This is a genomic window from Alpinimonas psychrophila (assembly GCF_014137865.1).
GTDB lineage: Bacteria > Actinomycetota > Actinomycetes > Actinomycetales > Microbacteriaceae > Alpinimonas > Alpinimonas psychrophila.
Window position 1 is genome coordinate 225,846 of record NZ_JACGWU010000002.1, and the last position, 22,893, is coordinate 248,738.

Consider the following 22,893-nt stretch of genomic DNA (forward strand, 5'->3'; position numbering starts at 1 on the left):
TCAGTTTAGCTCAGGTGGCTGAGCACCTCGGCCACGGGCACCGAGCGGCGCTCTCCGGTGCGGCGGTTCCAGACTTCAACCACGCCATCGACCAATCCTTTACCCACGATGATGATCCGCGGGACACCGATGAGTTCGGCGTCGCCAAACTTCACACCGGGAGACGCCTTAGGTCGGTCGTCGAACAGCACGTCGTAGCGAGCGGCCTCGAGGTCGGCCACAATTTTTTCGGCCGCCTCGTAGACTGCCTCATCTTTGCCGGTGGCAATAACGTGTACGTCAAACGGGGCAACATTCTCGGGCCAGATTAAGCCCTTCTCGTCGTTGTTCGTCTCGGCAATAACGGCCAGGATGCGGGTCACCCCGATTCCATATGACCCCATGGTGACGGTGACCAGTTTGCCATTCTCATCGAGAACTTTGAGCCCGAGCGCCTCGGCATACTTGCGGCCAAGCTGGAAGACGTGACCGATTTCCATGCCCCGCGCAATCTCTACGGGGCCCGAACCATCGGGGGCCGGGTCGCCTTCGCGAACATCCGATGCCTCAATAACGCCATCGGCGACAAAGTCACGACCAGCCGTAACGTTGAGAGCGTGACGCTCGTGCAGGTTGGCGCCGGTGATCCATGCGGTGCCGTCAACGACACGGGGGTCGACGAAGAAGCGCACCTTCGAGGTCGCCTCGGCGCCGAGTACGGGGCCGCCCAGCGACCACGGGCCAATGTAACCCTTGACCAGCGCTGCATTCTTCGCGAAGTCTTCCTCGGTGGCGGCCTCAACTGTAGCCGGGGAGAACGCGATCTCGATGCGAGAAAGTTCGACCTCGCGGTCACCGGGAAGACCCACCGCTATGAGCTCGCGGGTTCCGTCGAGATGGGTAAGCGCCAGCACGACGTTCTTCAGGGTGTCGGCGGCGGTCCACTCCCGGCCGGTGGGATGCGCGTGGTTCGTGTTGACGAAATCCACGAGAGAAGCAATGGTCGGCGTGTTCGGCGACTCAAACACTTCGGCGGCAGGAAGACCGTCGAGAGGGATGCTCGCAGGCACGACGGTGCGAAATGCTTCGACGTTGGCCGCGTAGCCCGAGGCGTTACGAACGAAAGAGTCTTCGCCCACCTCGGTGGGGTGCAGGAACTCCTCCGAGCGCGAACCACCCATTGCGCCGGCATCCGCCGTGACGATCACGTAATTTAAGCCGAGGCGAGCGAAAATCCGCTCGTAGGCATCACGCTGAGCTTGGTAGCTCACGTCGAGACCTTCGTCCGAGACATCGAAGGAGTACGCGTCTTTCATCGTGAACTCGCGGCCGCGCAGTAGTCCCGCCCGGGGGCGAGCCTCATCGCGGTACTTGTCTTGAATCTGATACAGGCAGACCGGCAAATCCTTGTAGCTCGTGTACATGTCTTTCACGAGCAAAGTGAAGACTTCTTCATGCGTGGGGGCCAACAAGTAGTCGGCATCCTTGCGGTCCTTCAGACGAAAAATTCCGCTGCCGTACTCGTCCCATCGACCGGTGACCTCATAGGGTTCCTTGGGGAGTAGCGCTGGAAAGTGCACTTCTTGCGCACCGGCCACCATCATTTCTTCACGGATGATCGCCTCAACTTTGGCCTTCACCCGCAAGCCAAGCGGCAACCACGCAAAAATGCCCGGAGCCTGGCGGCGGATGTAGCCAGCACGCAGCAGGAGCCGATGGCTGGTGACCTCGGCTTCAGCCGGGTCTTCGCGGAGGGTACGCAGGAATAGGTGTGAGAGTCGTGTTGGCACGACCCCCATTTTAGGCGGTGGGAGACGGCACCCGCCGCCAGGCGACAAGAATCACCGCCAGCGTCACCGCAATGACGAGGGCCATCGAGGTGACATTGAGCATGCCGTAGCCGACCGCGGCCAACACGACTCCAGCCAGGGCACCTCCCCCGGCACCCGCCAGGCTCATGACCGTGTCCGAGAAACCTTGAACTGTGGTTCGATCCTGGGGTTCCACGGACTCGGTCAATAGCGCGGAACCGGCGACGGTGGATGCTGACCATCCCAACCCCAATAGGACAAGGGCAACCGTAACCGCCGGAACCGAATCGGGCGCACTCCAGTTCACGATTAGTGAGGCCATGAAAATGGCTTGTCCCATCAAAATAACCGTGGGACGCCCCAGCCGATCGGCCAACCATCCAAAGACCGGCGAGAGGGCGTACATGCCGGCGGTGTGCAAACTGATGGTCAAGCCGATGAGTGGGATGATAACTCCGTGAAGGGCAAGATGAACCGGCGTCATGGCCATGACGGCCACCATCGTGGCATGACTGAAGGCCAGCGAAAAGACGGCCACAGCGGCAACCGGGTTGGCGGCAAGGATGCGAACGGCCGCTCCAAACCCCCGTTTTGCAGGCAGCTGCACAATTCCGGCGTCACTGTAACGCGCGCGCGCCAGAAACAATGGATCGGGACGTAACGACGTGAGATACAGGATGGCGGCCAACAGTTGCGCGATAGCCGCCAGTGCGAAAGCCCCTGTTAGCGGAGGGAGCCCGAGGGTCTCCCCAAAGCTGTCCCCCGGCCCGACGAGGTTGGGACCCGCCACAACACCAATGGTGGTTGCCCATACGACCAACGAGAGGTCCCGAGCGCGTCGTCTTGGTTCCGCCAAGTCCGCTGCTGCAAACCTGGTCTGAAGGTTAACAGCACTTCCCGCCCCCAAAACAAGCATGCTGACCAGAAGAACCGGAAAATTATGGGCAGCTGTCGCAATGACAACTGAAATGGCACCCACGAGCGCGATAGTGGCGCCGAGCGAAAGCGCGAAACGGCGTCCGAATCTGCCGGCGAATCGTGCCAAGGGGATCGCAAAAACCGCCGCACCGAGGGTCGACATCGTGGCGGAGAGGCCGGCATAGGCCGGGGAACCCCCGATATCGGCCGCCAGAAGCGAACCGAGCGAGAAGGCTGCCCCCATGCCAAGACCGCCGAGTACCTGGCCTGTGGAGAGAATGCGAAGGGTGTGCCTTTGGAGTGCCGGGTAATCCACGATGGCTGTCACAGTGCGAAGTTTATGCCCCTCCGGCCTTGAGTCCCTCGACACCTATGACGTGATGACCTGAACGGTTCCCACGTCAGTGGAAGGCATCTCGGCAGCGAGGCGGTTGGCTTCTTCAATGAGTGTGGCAACGATTTCGCTTTCGGGCACGGTTTTAACGACCTCACCTCGAACGAAGATTTGGCCCTTCCCGTTACCCGAGGCAACTCCGAGATCGGCGTCTCGGGCTTCGCCGGGGCCGTTGACGACACAACCCATTACAGCAACGCGCAACGGAACCGTCATGCCCTCGAGTCCAGCGGTCACATCGTTAGCCAACTTGTAGACGTCGACTTGCGCGCGACCGCAGCTGGGGCACGACACAATTTCGAGCTTGCGTTCGCGCAGGTTCAGCGACTGCAGAATCTGCAATCCGACCTTGATCTCCTCAGCAGGGGGAGCCGAGAGCGAGACGCGAATGGTGTCGCCGATTCCCTCCCCGAGCAAAATACCGAAGGCTGTTGAAGATTTGATCGTTCCCTGAAAGGACGGGCCGGCCTCGGTTACCCCGAGGTGCAGAGGCCAGTCGCCGCGCTCCGCCAGCAGGCGATACGCCTTGACCATAATCACGGGGTCGTTGTGCTTGACCGAAATCTTGAAGTCGTGAAAATCGTGTTCCTCAAACAGGCTGGCCTCCCAGACGGCGCTCTCCACAAGAGCCTCCGGCGTGGCCTTGCCGTATTTCTCCATGAGGCGGGGGTCGAGGGATCCGGCGTTTACGCCAATCCGGATGCTGACGCCAGCGGCCTTGGCACGTCGCGCAATCTCGCCCACTTGATCATCAAACTTACGAATGTTGCCGGGGTTGACCCGCACAGCGGCACAACCAGCGTCAATGGCCGCATAAACATAAGCAGGCTGAAAGTGGATATCAGCAATGACCGGAATCTGGCTCTTCTTCGCAATGATGGGAAGAACTTCGGCATCGTCACGGCTAGGAACAGCCACACGAACGATGTCGCAACCGGATGCCGTCAATTCGGCAATTTGTTGCAACGTCGAATTGATGTCGGTCGTCGGAGTCGTGCACATGGACTGCACACTGACTTGAGCATCGCCGCCAACGAGAACCTTGCCAACTTTGATCTGACGAGATTTGCGGCGAGGAGCTAGGATTTCTGGTTTTTTGGGCATTCCCAAATTGATTGCGGGCACGAGATAAAGACTACGTCCCCCGGCAACGTTATCGGCACACTAGCCGAGGAAATTCACGGGCTTGACGACGTCGGCATAGATCAGGAGCGCACTCATTCCCATCAAGAGAATGAAGACAACAAAGGTCACGGGCATGAGTTTGGCAGTGTCGAAGGGGCCTGGATCGACCTTCTTGCGTAATTTGGCCCAGCCCCGACGCAGAGACTCCCAGATTGCGCCGGCGATGTGACCGCCATCCAGCGGAAGGAGGGGAATCAGATTGAAGACGAAGAGGGCGATGTTCAAGGAAGCCAAAACACTGATGAGCGAGGCGACCTTGCTCTGGACGGGCATGAGATCGGTGCTCGCGATTTCGCCGGCCACGCGCCCGACCCCGACAACACTAATCGGACCGTTGACATCACGTTGACCCGAACCAAAGGCGGCATTAGCCACCCCGCCGAGGCGTTCAGGCAGATTGGCGATGACGTTCACAACACCGGCGATGTTGGCGCCCATGGCAGGGATAACAGCCGTCACCGGTTGCGGCACGAAGCCCGCTTGCGGCGAAATGCCGACAAACCCCACCGTGCTCACTGCCTGCTTACCATCGGCGCCCATAACGGGGACGCCCTCCGCCGTGTACTCAAGGCGTTCCGTGGCAACAGGGGTGATGGTGAGCGGAACCTGGGCGCCATCACGAATAACGACGACGGATAATGCCCTGCCCGCGGACTCCCGAATGATCGCCGTCGTGGCGTTCCAGTCGGTCAGGGGTTGCCCATCAAAAGAAACCAGGGTGTCGCCAGGAAGAATGCCTGCGGCAGCGCCGGGAGAAACTGGGTCGCCTGCCGCACAGGCCGTCTGTGTGGATGTTGCGGCGAGAACACACTGGGAAACGGACGCCACGTTGTTGGTTGATTGCACTTGGCCGAAGCCCATGAGAAGCACTGAAAAAAGCACGAAGGCGATGACCAAGTTCATGAAGGGGCCCCCCAACATGATGATGATCCGCTTGTAAACAGGCAGATTAAAGAAGGCACGGTTGGCCGGGGTATTGGTCATACTCTCGTCGCTGGCTTCTCGCGCGTCCTGCACGAGTTTGCCCATGAAACGACGCGTTTTGGAGTTGGAGACGGCAGGGGTTTTTCCCGGAGGGAACATTCCCGACATCGAGATATAACCACCGAGCGGAATGGCTTTGACCCCGTATTCTGTCTCGCCCTTCGTGCGCGAGAACAGCGTCGGACCAAACCCAATCATGTACTGGCGAACGCGCACTCCAAAGAGCTTTGCCGGCACGAGGTGCCCAATCTCATGCAACGCAATCGAGAGAGCCAAACCAACGACGAAAATAACGACGCCTAAAACAAAGAGCCACACGTTTTCCACGCTCATCAGATTACTGGCCATCGCTGACAATCTGCCTCAAACGGATATCGCCTCAGTGCGCCGTTATTACGTCGGCCGCGCGTGCCCTTGCCCAACGCTCCGCTTCGAACACGCCCTCGCGCGTCAGCACCGAGGAGGTCAGCGACGAGGCCGTATCGTGCTCGCCGACGACGCGCGCAATGGTGTCGATGATGTCCGGGTAACCAATGGTTCCGGCATGAAATGCCATCACGGCTTCCTCATTGGCGGCATTGAAAACGGCCGGGAACGTGAGCCCGGCCACGCCAACTTCTTTGGCCAGACGCACCGCGGGAAAGGCGACCTCATCCAACGGCTCGAACGTCCACTGTTGCGCGGTGGTCCAATCCAGCGGAACCCCCACGTTGGCCACCCGGTTTGGCCAATCAAGGCCGAGAGAGATCGGCAACCGCATATCGGGCGGTGAAGCCTGCGCGATGGTGGAGCCGTCGACGAACTCGACCATGGAATGAACGATTGATTGCGGATGCACGGTGACGGCAATCCGTTCAAAGGGAATATCAAAGAGGAGGTGCGCTTCAATGACCTCAAGCCCCTTATTCACCAGGGTTGACGAGTTGGTTGTGACGACGAGCCCCATGTCCCACGTGGGGTGCGCCAGCGCCTCGCGCGGAGTCACGTTCAGAAGCGATTCCCGTGTTCGGCCACGAAATGGCCCCCCGGATGCCGTCAACACCAGTCGAGCAACTTCGGCATGAGTGCCGGAGGCAAGGCACTGCGCGATCGCGGAGTGCTCGGAATCAACGGGCACAATTTGTCCAGGCGCCGCGAGCGACGTCACGAGAGATCCGCCGACAATCAGACTCTCTTTGTTGGCCAAGGCCAGCGTTTTGCCCGTTTCAAGTGCGGCAAGGGTGGCACCAAGGCCAACGGAACCGGTGATGCCGTTCAAGACCACCTCCGCCGACGTGTCACGCACGAGCTGTTCAGCTTCGTCATGCCCCACAGAAGTGGCCCCAACGCCGAACTCGGCAGCCTGACGAGCAAGTTCATCGCGGTTGGAACCCACGCCCAAGCCGACCACCTGAAATCGATCGCGGTTGGCGCGGATGACGTCGAGGGCTTGCGTTCCAATGGACCCCGTTGAGCCGAGAATTATTATGCGTCGCACGAGAGCCATCCTTGCATCAGATTGCCCCTTCCGCGGAGGAAAAGTGGTCTTTCGCAACAAGCGGAATAGAATGGACACATGTCTGACACGCTTACGAGCCCCGTTATTGTTGCGCCCATTGCCAAAGAACGTCGTGTTGTTACGGCGATCCCCGGCCCCCTGTCTGTGGCCATGCACGAGCGACGCAAGCAGGTCATTCCTCCCGGCGTCGGTGCCGCCCTTCCGGTCTACATTGACCGCGCTCACGGCTCGATTATGGTCGACATTGATGGCAACCAGTTCATTGACCTCGCGGCCGGAATTGGCGTCAACACCATTGGCAGCACAAACGATGCTGTCGTCGCAGCAATTGCCGCGCAGGCTGCCAACGTCATCCACACGTGCTTCACGGTCACGCCTTATGAGGGCTACATTCGCGTAGCGGAAATTCTGGTTGAACGCACTCCGGGTACGCATGCCAAGCGCGTCATGCTCTCCAACTCCGGCGCCGAAGCAGTAGAGAACGCCGTCAAGATTGCCCGCAAGTACACGGGCAAGAACGGTGTCGGAGTGCTCGATCACGCTTACCACGGCCGCACCAACCTCACCATGGCGATGAATTTCAAGAACGCGCCCTACGGCACCGGCTTCGGCCCCCTTGGAGCCTCCGTGTTCCGTGCCCCGAGTTCTTACCCCTACCAGGACGGCCTGTCGGGCGAAGAAGCCGCCAAGCGCACGATCTCCTACTGGGAGAAAACTGTCGGCACCGCCGATCTCGCCTGCATCTTCGTGGAACCCATTCAGGGTGAGGGTGGCTTCATGGTTCCGGCTGACGGCTACCTCAACAAGCTCCAGGAATGGTGCACCGCAAATAACATCGTCTTTATCGCCGATGAGGTTCAATCGGGTGTCGCACGAACCGGCCACTACTTTGCGAGCGAGTCCTTCGGTCTCGTTCCTGACATGATGACCGTAGCCAAAGGAATGGGTGGTGGCATGCCCATCGCCGCCGTTGTTGGCCGCGCCGACATCATGGATGCCACGCACGTTGGTGGCCTCGGCGGAACGTTCGGCGGAAACCCTGTCTCCTGCGCCGCCTCGATTGCTGTCTTTGACGAAATCGAAAAAGACAACCTGATCGGCGAGGCCCAGCGTGTCGAAAAAGTGCTGAAAGGCGGCCTCATTGCAATGCAGGCCAAACGGCCCGTCATTGGTGATGTGAGAGGAAAGGGCGCGATGATTGCCATCGAGCTCGTACACCCCGGCACCAAAGACCCTTATGCCGAAGCTGTCACGCACGTCGTGAACTATGCGGCCCAGCACGGAGTTCTCCTCCTCAGCGCCGGCACCTATGGCAATGTTCTGCGTTTCTTGCCCAGCGTCAAGATCAGTGACGCCCTCATCGTTGATTCCCTCTCGGTTATCGATGATGCTCTCGCGTCGCTGTAGCACTCGGTGAGCAGTCCTTCAACGGAGGCGTCTGCTGCTGTAGCAACCGCCAAGGTCGGTGAATCAGTTGAGCTCGCGGTCTATGAACGCAGCGGATTCATCGAGTCGCGCCATGCCGGCAACGCCATTGTTCTCGACGGGGTAACGGCCGAGCCCTTGTTGCGGCTCGGAAATCCCGACGCCCCGGTATTTCCGCGGTCGGCCATGAAGCCGTTTCAAGCGATTGCAATTTTGTCCTCCGGCGTCACCTTGGAGGGCAAACAGTTGGCCATTGCCACGGCGAGCCACACGGGTTCCGCCGGCCACGTCGCTCTCGTTCGCCAACTTCTTGATCGCGCCGGCCTCGCCTCAGACGCGCTTGCGTGCCCGGCCGACTGGCCTACCGACCGCACGATGCGCAACGAGCTGGTGCTCTCTAGCATGGGTGCCGATCCCGTGTACATGAATTGCTCGGGCAAGCACGCCGCGATGCTCCTGGCCTGTGTGCAGAACGACTGGCCCATCGTGGGCTACCTCGACCCCGAGCATCCGTTGCAAAAGCGTGTTCGGGAGATTGTCGAGCGTTTCACGGGCGACAAAGTCGTCGCCACGGGGATTGACGGTTGCGGTGCGCCCGTTCATGCCATGTCCCTTGTGGCCCTCGCTCGCGGAATTCGCGGCGTCAGCAATGCCTCGATCGCGTCGCCTTTCGCTATGTTGCGCGGTGCAGCGTCGCTGCGCGCGGCCGTGCTCGCGAACGCCTGGGTGGCTGGTGGCGTCGGAGAACCCGACACCGCAATCGTGGAGAAGCTCGGTATTTTCGCCAAAATTGGTGCCGAAGGCGTGATGGTTCTTTCCACGACCGACGGCACAACGGTGGCACTCAAAATTTTGGATGGCAACCTTCGCGTTGCCGCCATCGTGGGGCTGCAGCTCCTCGTGCGGGTGGGTGTCCTCACCCAGACTCAGGTCGACGAGGTCGCTCCCGCTCTCGACCTCACCGTCTTAGGAGGCGGCAAGCCCGTCGGCGTTGTCCGCGCCACAATCTAGCGCGACGTTTTGGCTAAGCAAAATAAACAAAAGGCTGCCTGAACATCAGGTGTCCGGGCCGACAGGCTAACTGATCGGTGCCGCCAACTTCTTTGCCTTGCGCGAGGCGAAGACTTGCGAGACGATCACGATGGTCAACGCGAGAATGAAGACGGCCGAGGCAATAACATTTGCCTGAGCCGGGATTCCGCGTGCCGCCGAGATGTAGACGAACTTGGGGAACGTGTAGATGCTGCCCGAGTTGAAGTACGTGATGATGAAGTCGTCAAAGCTCAGGGCAAACGAGAGCATGGCAGCAGCCAAGATTCCAGGGAGCAGGAGCGGGAACGTGATGCGCCAGAATACTTGAGCGGGCGAACCATACAAGTCACGCCCGGCCTCTTCGAGCGCAGGATCAAGGCTCGCCACACGCGCCTTGACCGTGACCACGACGAAGCTGAGACAAAAGAGCGTGTGAGCAATGATGATCGTCGTCATGCCCTTCTCCACTCCCGCGGTGAGGAACTGCGAAGCCAATCCGGCTCCCATGACAACCTCGGGAGTGGCCATGGGCAGGAACAGGAGCAGCGACACAGGCCCGCGGAACCGGAAACGGTAACGCACGAGCGCAATAGCCATGGCCGTACCGATTGCCGTTGCCAACGCCGTGGCGACGACCCCGATGAAGATGCTGTTGACGAAGGAATCACAGACGCCCTGGGCCTGACAAACCGTGGTCCAGTTGTTGAAGGTGAACCCGCGCCACACGATGTTGGACTTATCCGAGGCGTTGAAGGAGAAAGCAAACGTGTAGCCGATGGGAATGAGCAAGAAGATGAGCGCCAGCACCGTGTAGATGGGCAGGAGCGCTTTGCCAAAGGAGAATCGCATTAGATTAAGTCCTCTGTTCCGCTTCGTTTGACATAGATCGCGACAATAACCAAGATCACGGCCATCAACATAATGGACAGCGCGGCAGCGGCGGGATATTGCAAAATCACAAGAAAGTTCGATTGAATCGCGTTACCCACCATCTGGGTACTCGGGCCACCCAAGAAGTCCCCGGACGCGTTGATGTAATCGCCCGAAGCAGGGATGAACGTGAGGAGGGTGCCCGAAACGATACCGGGCATCGACAACGGCAAAGTGACCTTAAAGAACGTCGTGCTGGGCCTGGCATACAAGTCCCCACTCGCCTCCAGATAGCGCGTATCCAAACGCTCAAGAGTCGTGTAAATGGGCAAGGTCATGAACGGGATGAAGTTGTACGTGAGCCCGAAAATCACGGCGAAAGGGGTGCCGGTGAAGTGAGCATCCGGCCCCAGAATTGAGAGGGCCTTGAGCGTCTCCATGGTCCAGCTGTCATCGCTAAAAATTTGCTTCCAGGCGAGGGTACGCAGGAGGAAGGAGATAAAGAAGGGTGCAATGACGAGGATGAGGGCAATGGCCTGAATCGCTGGCCACTTGCGCGCTCGAACACCAATGAAATAGGCGATGGGGTAGCTGATGAGAAGGGCTGCCATAGTGGCAATGAGGGCGTATCCAAAGGAGCGCAGGAACGTCTCGCCGTACTCATTCACGACCGCAACGTAGTTTTCCCAACGGAACGCATAGACGTACTCACCCATATCGCCATACAGCGCGGGCGCCTGTAACGACGTGAGGATCAACGCGACAAGAGGAGTGAGAAAGAACAGGGCGAGGTAGGCAAGGCCCGGTGCCAGAAGAACGAGAGCTATTTTTGAGCTCTTGCGTGGCGCCGCGTCGACTGCCTGCGCCGTATTGGCGAAAGCCGCAAAAGCCACGGTTATGCCCCCTCGAGCTCCGCGGACAGCGCCTTGCGCTGAGCGACGGCAATACTCGCGGTGTTGTCATCGGGCACAAACTTTCCCGCTTGTTCGGGGTGGTCCTCGATCCCAAATCCGCGTTCTATGTTCCACGAAACGGAGACGATCGCTCCCTCGTGCACGACAGGCCCAAAGACCATATTCTGTGCGAAAACGACAATGTCGCCGACATCTGGGAACGACACAATGTACTGCGTGCTGACACCACTAAACGAGACGTCTTTCACAACGCCACCGGTGAGCACGTTCTGTCCCGCATCATGAGTCTGCGTCTCAGTATGAAGCGTGAGCTTCTCGGGGCGAACCCCAACGGTGACGAGCCCAGTATGACGGGCGGCGCGAGCCTTGGGCACAACGATGTGGTTGCCGGCAATATCCAGTGAGATGGTGTCGGATGTGCTGGCCACGACCTGCCCGGTGAAGAGGTTCGACTGCCCGAGAAAACTAGCAACGAATGCCGTGCGCGGCAGTTCGTAGAGTTCTTGAGGCGCACCCATTTGTTCAATGCGGCCCTTGTTCATAACGGCAACAGTGTCTGCCATCGTCATGGCTTCTTCTTGGTCGTGCGTGACGTGCAGGAAGGTTAGCCCAACCTCGGTTTGAATGGCCTTCAGCTCCAGCTGCATTTGACGACGCAGTTTAAGATCGAGGGCGCCGAGAGGCTCGTCCAGTAGAAGGAGCGCGGGCCGGTTGACCACGGCGCGGGCCAGTGCCACGCGTTGCTGTTGGCCACCCGAGAGTTGCTGAGGTTTGCGATTGGCCACGTGGTCTAGCTCAACCAGAATCAGGGCCTCGTGGGCCTTTGCCACGGCATCTTTGATACCTCGACGATGCAAGCCAAATGCGACATTTTCTAAAACTGTCATGTGCGGGAAGAGCGCATAGCTTTGAAAGACGGTGTTGACAGGCCGCTGGTAGGACTTCATATTCGTGACGTCTTTACCACCGATGAGAATCTTGCCCTCGGTGGGTTCTTCCAACCCCGCCACAAGGCGCAGCGTCGTGGTCTTGCCACAACCGCTGGGGCCTAGGAGTGCAAAAAATGACCCCGCGGGAATAAAGAGATCGAGGTTTTCAATGGCGGTAAAGCCAGGGAATCGCTTGGTGATGCCGACCAGTTCGAGGTCGGCACCACTCTCCGCAAATGTTCCAGTTGCCACCTACGCGACCTTGGCCTTTTCAAACGCAATCGAGTAAGCGGAGTCCTCTTCAGGAGTCAGCTGACGGAAAGCATGTGAACGGGCAAGGGTTGCGGCATCCGGGAAGATGAGCGGGTTTGACGCCAGTGCGGGGTCAAACTTCATCATCTCTTCTTGAGCGCCGACCACGGGGGTGATGAAGTTGACGTACGCGGCAACCTGAGCGGCAACAGCAGGGTCGTAGTAATAGTTGATGAGTTCTTCCGCGTTGGCCTTGTGGGGTGCGCCCATGGGGATCATAAAGTTGTCACTCCACAAGTAGCCACCCTTTTCAGGGACGGCGAATCCGTACTTGTCCGACTGGGCTTCCGTGTTCATGATGAACAAGTCACCCGACCACACCATGGCGGCCGTGATATTTCCGCTGGCAAATTCTTCGCTGTAATTGTTGCCGGTGAACGCACGAACCTGGCGGTCAGCCACCTGCTTCTTGACAACCTCGAGAGCGGCATCAAACTGATCCTGCCCCCAGCTCTCGTCAATGTTGACACCCTGGCTCTGCATGATGAGGCCAATCGTGTCGGTCCAAGAATTCAGCAACGTGATCTTGCCCTTGAGGAGGGGGTCCCACAGTTCGTCAATCGAGGTCATGCCACCGGGGAAGTCTGCGTTGTTCCAGCCCAGGCCAGTGAGGCCTGACTGCCAAGGAATCGAGTACTGGCGACCCGGGTCATAGGTGATATTGGCCAAAGCGGGCGACAAATTCGCCTTGACATTGGGCATTGCAGCCATATCAATGGGCTGCACAACTCCGCGGCGAACCATGCGAGCGGCGAAGTAGTCCGTGAGGGTCATCAGGTCATAACCAATGTCTTGGCCCAACTCGAGCTGGTCTTTGACAACAGCGTAGAAATCTTCGTTGGAGGAAATGGCCTCTTGGTAGTCAACGGTGATGCCGCTCTGCTCCTGAAAAGCAACGAGCGTGGGGTAGGCGCCCGCATCATCCACGTCGATGTAGAGCGGCCAGTTGGCCCACCGCAATGTCTTTTCGCTTGCCGAGGTGTCTTTGGCTGGCGAAATCGCCGAACTACCGCCGGGAGCGCACGCTGCCAACCCAGCAACCACGGCGCCCGCACCCGCAGTGGCGAGCAATGTGCGCCGAGTGACTTTTGATTGCATAGCGTGCTTGATGAGAGCCTGAACTCGGGGATCCTTGGGCATTGGGCGTTCGGTCATTAGCTGAGTGCTCCTCACAAGGTGGGCCGAGGGCATCCATGCCAACGACGCTGCGTGTTTCGATAATGGCACAAGGAGCACATGCGCCGCACTCCATATGTGGAAAAGAACACCAATGTCACACAAAGTTTACGAAATCCGTACCTAATTCGTAATAAAGCATTCCTTTTCGTCGGTCAAGGCGGGTAATGTGTTGTCGACGGGGTTACCAAAAGCCTCCGCGCAGTCAAGGAGTGTCATGAAGGTCGCAGTTCCCACCGAGGTTAAGAACAATGAGTTCCGCGTCGCCATTACTCCGGCCGGCGTGCATGATCTTGTGTCACACGGCCACGAGGTCATCGTTCAAGCAGGGGCCGGACTTGGTTCTTCCATAACGGATGAAGAATATGTCGCCGCGGGCGCCACCATCATTGCGGATGTTGCCTCTGTCTGGGCTTCTGCCGATGTTCTTCTCAAGGTCAAGGAACCCATCGAGGCCGAGTACCAGTACTTCCGCGAAGGGCTTGTTCTCTTCACGTACCTGCATCTTGCGGCCGAACCTGAACTGACCCAGGCCCTCGTTGCCGCAAAGGTCACGGCCATCGCGTATGAGACTGTTCAGCTGCCTACCCGCGCCCTTCCCCTTCTTGCGCCGATGAGCGAGGTGGCCGGACGTTTGGCACCCATCGTCGGCGCCGCTGCCATGCTTAAGCCCAACGGCGGGCCCGGTCTTTTGGTTCCCGGAGTTCCGGGAACCCATCCCGCTAAGGTTGTTGTTCTCGGCGGTGGCGTTGCCGGCACCAACTCGGTCCAAATCGCCGTGGGCATGGGCGCCGACGTCACCGTGCTGGACACGAACCTCTTTCGCCTGCGCGAGCTCGACGCATTGTATGAGGGTCGCATCAAAACCATCGCCTCTAACTCTTTCGAAATTGAGAAGGCGCTCCTGACCGCCGACCTCGTCATCGGCTCGGTCTTGATCCCCGGGGCTAAGGCTCCCAAGCTCGTGAGTAACGACCTGGTTTCACGCATGAAGCCCGGCAGTGTTCTCGTAGACATCGCCGTGGACCAAGGGGGTTGCTTTGCCGACACCCACGCGACGACGCATGCCAACCCGACCTTCACCGTTCACAACTCGCTGTTCTATTGCGTTGCGAACATGCCCGGTGCCGTGCCGAACACGTCGACCTACGCCCTGACCAATGCGACGCTCCCCTACGTTCGAGCTTTGGCGAACCATGGTTGGCGGAAGGCACTGGCGTCGGATCCCGCTCTCAAGCTGGGGCTCAACACGCATGAAGGTTCCGTCGTCAATCCGGCAGTTGCCTCGGCCACCGGCATGGTTTGCCGGGACCTCGAGTCAGTTTTCGCCTAGTCGCGACAACGGAAAACTTCCGCTCAACGCCCTGACGCGTTCGCTCAATGCTCTGACGTGTTCGGTCGGTGATCGAGGATTCAGGTTGCCGGGAGAAGGTCCAACATCGTGAGGGCCGATCCACCGTTGGAGACGTGTTCGGCGAGGGCCGCGTTGAAGATTGCGTTCTCTGGCGAGCCAAGCTGAGCCTGAAAAGCTTCGGAATCACGGTATTCCTCGTCGACAAGAAAGATGGTCAGGTCAGTCTGACACGCGAGGCCACTCCTTCCGGACTGAGGCTGATTGCCGTTCCGCGGCTCGAGTGCGGCAGGACGTCGCGAGAACGCCGCACGGCTCTCACTTCTGCGGGGGAGCAGTCGTCAAAGACAAACGTGGCCTGGGGACGGAGCCGCCCGAGCAATGTAAATTGCGATTGCCAGTCCTCGACGTCACCAATGAACACCTGGGCCATCGCCGCGCAAGAAACCTGAAGGGGCTCCGGTGGTAAGCGGCCCGCATCGGTGAGCTGGAGGGTCTCCCCCGCCCGAAACGTGCCGGCCAGTTCGGTCATGCGTAATCTCGGTCGCGGTGTCACCACCACGTACTGCTGCCCTGCTTGCCAGTTCATGAGAGGCGGTGTCGGCGTCGGCTCGCGCGGGCCACGGGTTTGCTCGGAGTGCGCAAGCTGAAGCGCATGCTCCTGCCACATGCCGCGGCCTGCCGATTCGCCAAGTGTGAGCGTCGACTTCATCAGCGACATCCACGAGGAGGCGAAGATGGCCCCGGTCTGCGAGGCAATCACCACGAAGATTTCCCGTCGTGGCCCGGTTCGAAGCAACCCCATGAGAGCCTCCAGAAAGACATCCTTGTGTTCCAGTGTGAGTTCCGCAATAAGAGCCTCGAGGTCGTCAATGAGCACGAGGGTGCCCTCTTGAACACCCGTGATGCCATCCCACGCATTTTCAACGTTGTCCGCACCAAAGACGACGTGTTGTGGAGTTTGCGAAGCGATAAGGCGCAACAGAGTGGACTTACCGCTCCCCTGTTGCCCCAGCACCAACAGATGACCGTCCCTACCGGGAACATAGTGAGCAACGGACTGTTGCTGGTCTTCCGGTTCGTCACGAAGCCCGAGAATGAGCGGGCCAGCCGGACCGTCGGCGTTCTTCTCCCCGGCCTGCCTCGCAATCGTCTGGAGCTCGCGGACGGAAATTATCGAAGGGAGCTCGGGTAACCAGGGTCGGCGAGGGTGCCAATGCGGATGTGTTTCGAGCCAAGCCTTGCAATGACCGGCCAACCTGAGAGCATCTGAACGATGAGACAGTGCGACCTGCACCACCATCGGGCCCAGAGCTGCCCCCTTCAACACCGCCCGGCCAGGGATTTCGGGAAGGGTGCGGGCAACATCCGTTTCCAACAGTGCCGTACTGTCGCTGACGTTGTTGACTCGAAACACGACGCGCAAAGCGCAGTTCGCGAGGATACTGTCGGCGAGCACGCCAGTGGCGCGCTGCGTCCCAAGAATGAGGTGTACCCCCAGGGCTCGTCCGCGGGCCGCGATGTCGAGAAACAGTGGCTGGAGGTCAGGGAAGGTGTCGAGGAGGGCGCGATACTCATCCACGACAATGACGAGCCGGGCTAAGGTGACTATCTTCGGCAGATCGCGGAAGTCCGCTACCGCGGCGTCGTTCAGGGCGCGCTCACGAAACCGCAACTCAGCACGCAAGCTCAGCAATGCCCGCTGTGCCGCGCGAATGTCTAGGTCTGTCACAATGCCCATGCAGTGAGGAAGTCCGGCGACACGGGAAAAACCCGAACCACCCTTGAAATCGATAATGAGCACCGTGAATTCCTCGGGAGAAAAGCTCTCGGCAGCGGACAGAATCCAACTGAGCAGGAACTCTGATTTGCCCGTTCCTGTCATTCCTGTAACGACGGCATGCGGGCCGTGGGCCACGAGGTCAAGCTCCACAACCCCGTGGTTGTTCACCCCGACCGGGGTGCGCAGCGATATTCGCTGGCCAGCGTTTACGTCATCTCGAGAAGTGCCGGCACCGATGGCCTCGGGTGCGGGGGTGTTGAAGTGCTGCCTGTTGTGGTTGATGACATCACCGAGGTTGCATTGCCTGGGGAGTTGAGCGTCCGGATGTGAGCGTTCGATTTGTTCTGATGTGCGAGCCAACCGCTCGGCAAAAGCGCGTGCTTCCAGAGCGGTGGCATAGTCAGGAATGAACGAGGTGTAGCTCGGCCGTGAAACGTCTCGATCACTCAATCGGGCTTCGTTGGGAGAAAGAATCTCTATCACGTACCGTGCCGCCGGAGGAATGTGCGCATCACTGTCTACCAGACGCACGGGCCAGGCCCCGACGGTACTCAGAACATTCGCGTTGTGCCCTGTGGGGTGCCGAGCAAGAGTTGCTGGAGAGACATTCCAAGCGAGCTGCATCCAGAACGCCCGCGCCAAAGAAAGACTATACGTGGGGTTGCCGACACAGACCACTCCGGCCGCGGCATCAATGATGAGGGGCTCCAAATCGAAGCCGAAATCACCCTGCCAGGCAGGCGCAATTTCATGCTCGGCTTCACTTTCCAGTCGAAGCCCGAGGCGGAGAGTGCCAGCCGCCGATAAGTCCGCATTCCACGGAGGCCTCGCCCGCGGATCGAGGCCGGTCAGACCTGATGGGCCCGGGTGCGCCTGACGTTTCTCACGCCGGCGAAGAGCGCTCGAACGCTGCGAGCGAGCGAAAATTTCGTCCTGCTCCGCCTCCGACGCACTTTCCTCCAACCGCAGCCGGCGGCGCTCGCCGAAGCGGGCATCCCCGTAGCTGGCAATCGCCATCACCGGGCCCATGAGCGCGAAGAGAAGCGTGTACGGAGATTTCGTGACTAGCCACAAGACAAGACTCGTCGCGATCGGAGCGAGCAGGGCAAAGAGGGGAAAGCGCATGCCTGAAGGTCACCATGTTGGCATGAGCCGGAGAACAGACGTCTCAACACCAGGGGATAACTATCCATCCGTCGCAACTGTGGAGTAGTCGCGAGATTCCTCTATGTCAGTCGATGAGAAGGTGCGTTGCGCCCATATCAATGCGCGTTCCCCGCGGCACGATGTATTTTCGGCCGGGATCCGCGCGACGCGGAATTTTGCCACTTTCACGAATGATGGAGCCGTTGCCACTGTTGCGGTCAAGAACCCATAATTGCTCGCCGTCGAACCCAAACTCCAGATGTGTCTTGGAAACGGAGCGTGACGGGTCCGTCACGATGACCAAGTGTGCGAACCGTTCCCCCGCCGCAGGTTGGGGCATGCGTCCCACGAGTCCGTTGGCAGAGACTTCGAGGCTTTCGCCCGAGTCCAAGGTCAGCATGAAACTGGGTTGAGGGATTTCGACGCGTTCCGGAGCAGGTTCAGGAGCAGGTTCAGGAGCAGAGTCCGACACAGGTTCCGGCTCTGGCACTGGCACTGGCAAGGGCGAGGCGGACACCGCAACCGACGACAGCCCATCCGTGAGAAACCGCGGCAGGACCTGCGTGTCCAGGGGCTCGCGGCGAGCGGAAACTTCCTGCGTGTAGACCGAAGACCCGCATTCCCCGCAGAAAAGGGCGCCTTCGGAAAGTGGGTTCGAACAGACATCACACTTCACGGCTCACCTCCTGACATCTTGGACGCTTCTTCAGCGTGCGGTTGCTTGCAATATTACCCGCGAGGTCTTCGTGCGGCCTGAATCCGGTCCTTCACGCGTCCCAGCACCGATCCCCGCATCGACGCGAACGAGACCCGCGCTCGGAGACGCCGCCACTTCGTCAACGGAGCATCGAGACCTTCTCTCACCTGATCGACCGACCGCCAGGCTTCCTCCGCCTGAGCATCCGTCGGCATGCCCGGGGCGAACTGTGCCCGGTCCGCGAGTTTTGCCAATGCAACAGAACGCTCCTGCGGAACACGCTTCGCCATTTCTCGGCGCGTGGACGAATCCGACAACACAATGCCATGGTCGCGAGCAGAATCTATAAACTCCGTCCACGCCCCGTCCACCCGGTCGAGCGCAAGATCAGCGGTGCGGCGGCGAGCGCGACGGCGCGCTTTCACCGCCACGATTGTCAGGAAAGGAGAAGCGAGAAGGCCCAGCAACAGCAGGATGGTAGCTCCCGTCGCGGCTATTGTCACCAGCATCCCGGCGAGCGGGTCAGCAACCGGCGTCAACTCACCGCCGGCAGAATCCGGTGGCGTGTCACCCTGCACCCGCGGCACGTCAACCGGTGGTGGCTCGGCCCCAGATTGGGGTCGCGACACGGTTGTGGGCGCATCAGGAAGCCGGTCGGGAATGGGGCGGATCTCCGGGTTGGGATCCACCGCAACCCAGCCATCCGTCGTGGAAATCTCAATCCAGGCCGTCATGCTGGCACCCGAGAGGGCAATTCCCGCTTCGGAAGACGTGGCGGCGGCACTGGCATCGGCGGGAACAACCAAACCCATCACCACGCGTGCGGGAAAACCGACCTGACGAGCGAGGAGTGCCGCGGCGGTCGCATATTGCTCGCCATCGCCGACCATGGGGACCTGGGTAAAGAGTTGAGTGATGCGTTCAGCCCCGTGACCAGACCGACTCGGAGTCTCACCAACGCCGCCATTACTGACATACCCGTCGCTCAAGAGCGCGGAGAAAACGTTGCGCAGGCGATCTCCCGGTGCGGTCGCATTCTCGGAATTTCGTGTCACATAGGCTTCTATCCCATCAGGGACCACCGCGGGAACGGGTACTGCAGCCGTACCAGGGGTGAGGCCCGAGAGATTGTTGAGGGAGATGAGCGGATGCGCGACGCCCGTGACCCGATAACCGTCGCCCGCGCGAAGGCCCCCCATGACGGCACCGGTGTCAGCGAGGCTGCTGTAAAAGAAGTTGTTCGTGAGCGAATTTGCGCCGCTACCGGTGAACGCGATTGATCCAAGCTCGGCCGGCAACGGAACCCAGGGCCCGCGAATGGTGCCGATCGTGATGCGGGAGTCGACCTCGAGTCCCTGCTGGGAATCGACGGGCACGGTTCCGGGAATGCGCGTGAAGTCCGCCGCAGTACCACCAACCGAGTAAACAACGCCGTTATAGCGATCGAGGGTGACGAGGGTAATGCGGGACCCTGCCGTCAAACCGGCTGCGTTCAGAATGACCTCATTGGCGCCGTCACCGGTCACGTAGGCCCGATATTCGGCCAGCGGGCTCGTGTCTGCTTGCAACACGAAGGGCTGCTCGACGAGGCCTCGCCAAACGCTGCGCTGGGCGGGGGTGAAGAGTGAGACCAACACGAGGGCGGCCAACAGAGGAACGGCCACCACACCGAGAGCCCGCAACACCCCGCGCGCGCCACGCGGCCCAGAGGCAGCAAACCAGAGGACCAAAAGCACGAAGACAACCGCGGCGACGGCAATGCTTTCAAAGCCGCGCACGGGGCCGAGCCAGATGGCCAACCCCAGAGAGACGATCGGGGGCACGGCGGCGAGCGCCCGATGCTGTGGCCGAAGAGCCAGAGAAACTCCGCTCACGGCGGCGACCAGTGTGAGGACGAACGCGGGCACCAACAGCGCTTCGTAGCTGGCCACAGGGGTTACGACCGTGACAAGTTGCTTCCAGGACAGCACAATCGCCGATGCCAGAGTAAGCAGGCCATCCGGTGTGGGAAGCACCCCAAAAAAAGCCTTTCCTGGAATGGCGAGAGGCACCCCCAACAAAAAGAAGACGGCCAGGGTAACCAGCGCTGTCGTCAGGAGTGACCAGCGTCGGACCCACGCAACCACGGCGATAGCCGTACCAACCGCTACCCCTACAAGAACGACAATGCCGGCCCAGACGGTGCCATATACAGGCCAGAGGGGCGCCACAGAAGCGATGACGGCCAGCGGAATGATGGTCTGCCGCAAAATGGCTTTCACGACATCACCTTTTTGCGACCAAGGATTTGTTTGATGTCGTCGAGACGGCCGACCGTGATGACGGTGAGACGCCCCAGCATCTTCAACCCAGGGGTCGCCTCCGGTTGACACACAACGGTAACAACCTCGACGCCCGCCGGGAAGGTCACCGAGGCCGCGTGAATCGTCTTGGCATCGGGCAGGGAACCGGTGATGAGAAAGCCCACGGAGACATCCGCGCTCTGGCCCGAAGCGAGCTTTGCCAGCGTGATGAGGGTGGGTGACCCCTCGGCCAACGAGACTCCCGCGAGCTCATCCAGCATCCGGGCCCGCGATGCCGTGGCAACCGTGGCCGTTGCCGCCAGTGGGAGCAGGGGTAGCCGGGATCGCCCAAATCGGCGAACGCTCTTGGGCGCCCCGGGGGTAGCACCCCGCACCACGGACAGGTCACGGGTGTCCCGCAGCGCCCGCACGCCCAGTGACGCCGCGACCCCCACAGCGAGCTCAAATTCTTGATCGACGGCAAAATCTTCGGGGGCCGCATCCAGAGCAATCAAAAGGTGCGAACGCCGCGTTTGCTCAAACTGGCGCACCATGAACCGCCCGGTTTTGGCCGTCGATCGCCAGTGAATATTGCGCCGGTCATCACCCGGCACGTACTCCCGCAACGCGTGAAAAGAAAGGTCGCTGTCGGTCAAGTCGCGCGTGGGATTACCCTCAAGGTCACGCACGAAGCCCGTGCTCATGCTCACCAGCCCGATGGTGACCGGATGCACGTACAACGTCGTTGTCGTTCCGTGCGAAACCTCACGCGACACGAGTCCCAGCGGGTCTTGGCGCATGATGCGAACGGGGCCGACGCTGAGAATTCCGCGCGCTTCCGTGGCAATATCGAGCGACAGTTCGCTCGCTTCCTTGCCCTTCAACCGCCCGACACTGCGAGAGTGAAAACTATCCCCGACCGGGATATCAACGCTCAACGCCGCCAATCGACGGTTCGTGGGGTTCGTCACCACCACGATAATGCGGGCGCCCTCCCCCACGACAACACGCGGTTCTGCCAGGTGAAAGGACACCTGATGAGCGTGCGGGACGAGAGCGAACAGGGTGGCAATCGCGAAGGAGAAAATTCCGGCGAACCCCAGAACAATCAGTTCAGACCAGCCAAGCACGAAGCCCACAAGGAGAGCGAGGAGCGAGCCAGCGGCCCATCCCCACCCTCGTGGCGTAATGATGCGAGGAATCACTCACCAACCCGAGACGCGACAGGACTATCAATCAGAATCTGACCGATGACGTTATTGGCGGTGACGCCGTCGAATTCTGCCTCAGGGTCCAACACCAGCCGATGCGCGAAAACCGAATCTGCGAGCGACTTCACATCGTCGGGCAAAACAAAGTGGCGGCCGTGGGCCGCTGCAAAGACTCGGGAAGCCTTGAGCAGTGCCAAGGCACCACGCACGCTCACTCCGAGACGAACTTCGGGCGCCAACCGAGTTGCTTCCACGAGCCGTGACACATAATCGTTGATCTCAGGATCGACGTGCACGGTGCGCGCCAACGCTGCTAATTTGACCACCATGTCCCCGGCCACTACAGGTTCCAACTCACGAGCATCTGGCCTGGCGGATCCCTCCAGAATGCGCAAAGTGGAAGCATGGTCGGGATAGCCCAGGGAGGTTTTCATCATGAAACGGTCGAGTTGCGCCTCGGGCAGGCGGTAGGTACCGGCCTGTTCAATCGGGTTTTGAGTGGCGATGACCATGAACGGTTCGGTGACCGGGTGAGTGATGCCGTCTACCGTCACGTGATGTTCCTCCATCACCTCGAGCAGAGCAGACTGCGTCTTCGGACTCGCCCGGTTAATCTCATCAGCCAGCACAATGTTGGCAAAAATCGGTCCCTGATGAAACTCAAAGACACCGGCCTTCTGGTCAAAAATACTGACGCCCGTAATGTCCCCTGGAAGGAGATCAGGCGTGAATTGGATGCGGGAGTGCGTGCCCTGAACGCTTTGCGCCATCGCGCGGGCCAGGGAGGTCTTTCCCGTGCCCGGAAAATCTTCCAGCAGCAAGTGACCTTGGCTGAGCATGGCCGTGAACGCGAGCCGAACGACGTGGGTCTTGCCCAAAATGACGTGCTCGACATTCTCCACCAGCCGATCGACGACGGTTTTGAAACCGGTGGCCTGTTCGGGGGTCATGCTCATGGTTGGTACCTTTCGTGAGGTGCAGTGGACGGTCGAAGAA

At 60.0% G+C, this 22,893-nt stretch carries 17 protein-coding genes; 3 read left to right on the plus strand and 14 right to left on the minus strand.

Going from position 1 to position 22,893, the window contains the following annotated elements; translation table 11 throughout:
* Window positions 1-5: 5 nt before the first annotated feature.
* From FB555_RS05745 to FB555_RS05765, 5 genes are read right to left on the minus strand one after another with little or no spacing between them, the layout of a single operon-like run.
* Window positions 6-1,769: a proline--tRNA ligase gene (locus FB555_RS05745; protein WP_182484502.1), complete on the minus strand. Its 1,764-nt coding sequence runs from the start codon at window positions 1,767-1,769 to the stop codon at window positions 6-8.
* Between the two features lie 10 nt (window positions 1,770-1,779).
* Window positions 1,780-3,036, minus strand: coding sequence for an MFS transporter (locus tag FB555_RS05750; RefSeq protein ID WP_343046414.1), 1,257 nt, complete (start codon window positions 3,034-3,036; stop codon window positions 1,780-1,782).
* A 42-nt stretch (window positions 3,037-3,078) separates the two neighbouring features.
* Entirely contained in the window at window positions 3,079-4,227 is a 1,149-nt protein-coding gene (ispG, locus tag FB555_RS05755; RefSeq protein ID WP_182484503.1) for a flavodoxin-dependent (E)-4-hydroxy-3-methylbut-2-enyl-diphosphate synthase, read from the minus strand.
* A gap of 39 nt (window positions 4,228-4,266) precedes the next feature.
* The gene (locus FB555_RS05760) at window positions 4,267-5,598 is read right to left on the minus strand and encodes a site-2 protease family protein (protein WP_182484546.1); all 1,332 of its coding nucleotides are present in this window, start codon (window positions 5,596-5,598) and stop codon (window positions 4,267-4,269) included.
* Window positions 5,599-5,650: 52 nt separating this feature from the next.
* On the minus strand, window positions 5,651-6,748 hold the full coding sequence (locus tag FB555_RS05765; RefSeq protein ID WP_182484504.1) for a 1-deoxy-D-xylulose-5-phosphate reductoisomerase: 1,098 nt from the start codon (window positions 6,746-6,748) through the stop codon (window positions 5,651-5,653).
* Between the two features lie 78 nt (window positions 6,749-6,826).
* Between FB555_RS05765 and gabT the strand changes: the two genes are divergently transcribed.
* Together gabT and FB555_RS05775 are read left to right on the plus strand one after the other, a co-directional pair.
* Window positions 6,827-8,176 carry a 4-aminobutyrate--2-oxoglutarate transaminase gene (gabT, locus tag FB555_RS05770; RefSeq protein WP_182484505.1) on the plus strand — a complete coding sequence of 450 codons (1,350 nt, stop codon included), beginning with the start codon at window positions 6,827-6,829 and terminating at the stop codon, window positions 8,174-8,176.
* 6 nt (window positions 8,177-8,182) lie between these two features.
* Window positions 8,183-9,205, plus strand: coding sequence for an asparaginase (locus tag FB555_RS05775; RefSeq protein WP_182484506.1), 1,023 nt, complete (start codon window positions 8,183-8,185; stop codon window positions 9,203-9,205).
* Between the two features lie 66 nt (window positions 9,206-9,271).
* Here FB555_RS05775 and FB555_RS05780 read toward each other — a convergent pair whose 3' ends face one another.
* From FB555_RS05780 to FB555_RS05795, 4 genes are read right to left on the minus strand one after another with little or no spacing between them, the layout of a single operon-like run.
* Entirely contained in the window at window positions 9,272-10,075 is an 804-nt protein-coding gene (locus FB555_RS05780; RefSeq protein WP_182484507.1) for an ABC transporter permease, read from the minus strand.
* Complete coding sequence (locus FB555_RS05785) at window positions 10,075-10,989, minus strand: ABC transporter permease subunit (protein WP_182484508.1); 915 nt, start codon at window positions 10,987-10,989, stop codon at window positions 10,075-10,077. Before FB555_RS05785 ends, FB555_RS05780 begins: the two co-directional genes overlap by 1 nt.
* Window positions 10,990-10,991: 2 nt before the next feature.
* The gene (locus FB555_RS05790; protein ID WP_182484509.1) at window positions 10,992-12,191 is read right to left on the minus strand and encodes a polyamine ABC transporter ATP-binding protein; all 1,200 of its coding nucleotides are present in this window, start codon (window positions 12,189-12,191) and stop codon (window positions 10,992-10,994) included.
* Window positions 12,192-13,406, minus strand: coding sequence for an ABC transporter substrate-binding protein (locus FB555_RS05795; RefSeq protein WP_182484510.1), 1,215 nt, complete (start codon window positions 13,404-13,406; stop codon window positions 12,192-12,194).
* 238 nt (window positions 13,407-13,644) lie between these two features.
* On the opposite strand from FB555_RS05795, the gene ald reads away from it, so the two are divergent.
* Window positions 13,645-14,760, plus strand: a complete 1,116-nt coding sequence (ald, locus tag FB555_RS05800; protein ID WP_182484511.1) for an alanine dehydrogenase — start codon at window positions 13,645-13,647, stop codon at window positions 14,758-14,760.
* Window positions 14,761-14,995: 235 nt separating this feature from the next.
* On the opposite strand, the gene FB555_RS05805 is transcribed toward ald, so the two are convergent.
* The 5 genes from FB555_RS05805 to FB555_RS05825 form a co-directional block, all read right to left on the minus strand.
* Entirely contained in the window at window positions 14,996-17,686 is a 2,691-nt protein-coding gene (locus FB555_RS05805) for an FtsK/SpoIIIE domain-containing protein (protein WP_182484512.1), read from the minus strand.
* 106 nt (window positions 17,687-17,792) lie between these two features.
* A complete protein-coding gene (locus FB555_RS05810; protein ID WP_182484513.1) occupies window positions 17,793-18,179 on the minus strand; it encodes an FHA domain-containing protein in 387 nt (128 codons plus the stop codon).
* A 257-nt stretch (window positions 18,180-18,436) separates the two neighbouring features.
* A complete protein-coding gene (locus FB555_RS05815; protein WP_182484514.1) occupies window positions 18,437-20,665 on the minus strand; it encodes a transglutaminase domain-containing protein in 2,229 nt (742 codons plus the stop codon).
* Complete coding sequence (locus tag FB555_RS11085) at window positions 20,662-21,891, minus strand: DUF58 domain-containing protein (protein ID WP_182484515.1); 1,230 nt, start codon at window positions 21,889-21,891, stop codon at window positions 20,662-20,664. Before FB555_RS11085 ends, FB555_RS05815 begins: the two co-directional genes overlap by 4 nt.
* The gene (locus FB555_RS05825; RefSeq protein WP_182484516.1) at window positions 21,888-22,853 is read right to left on the minus strand and encodes an AAA family ATPase; all 966 of its coding nucleotides are present in this window, start codon (window positions 22,851-22,853) and stop codon (window positions 21,888-21,890) included. The genes FB555_RS11085 and FB555_RS05825 overlap by 4 nt, the downstream gene beginning before the upstream one ends.
* Window positions 22,854-22,893: the final 40 nt, after the last annotated feature.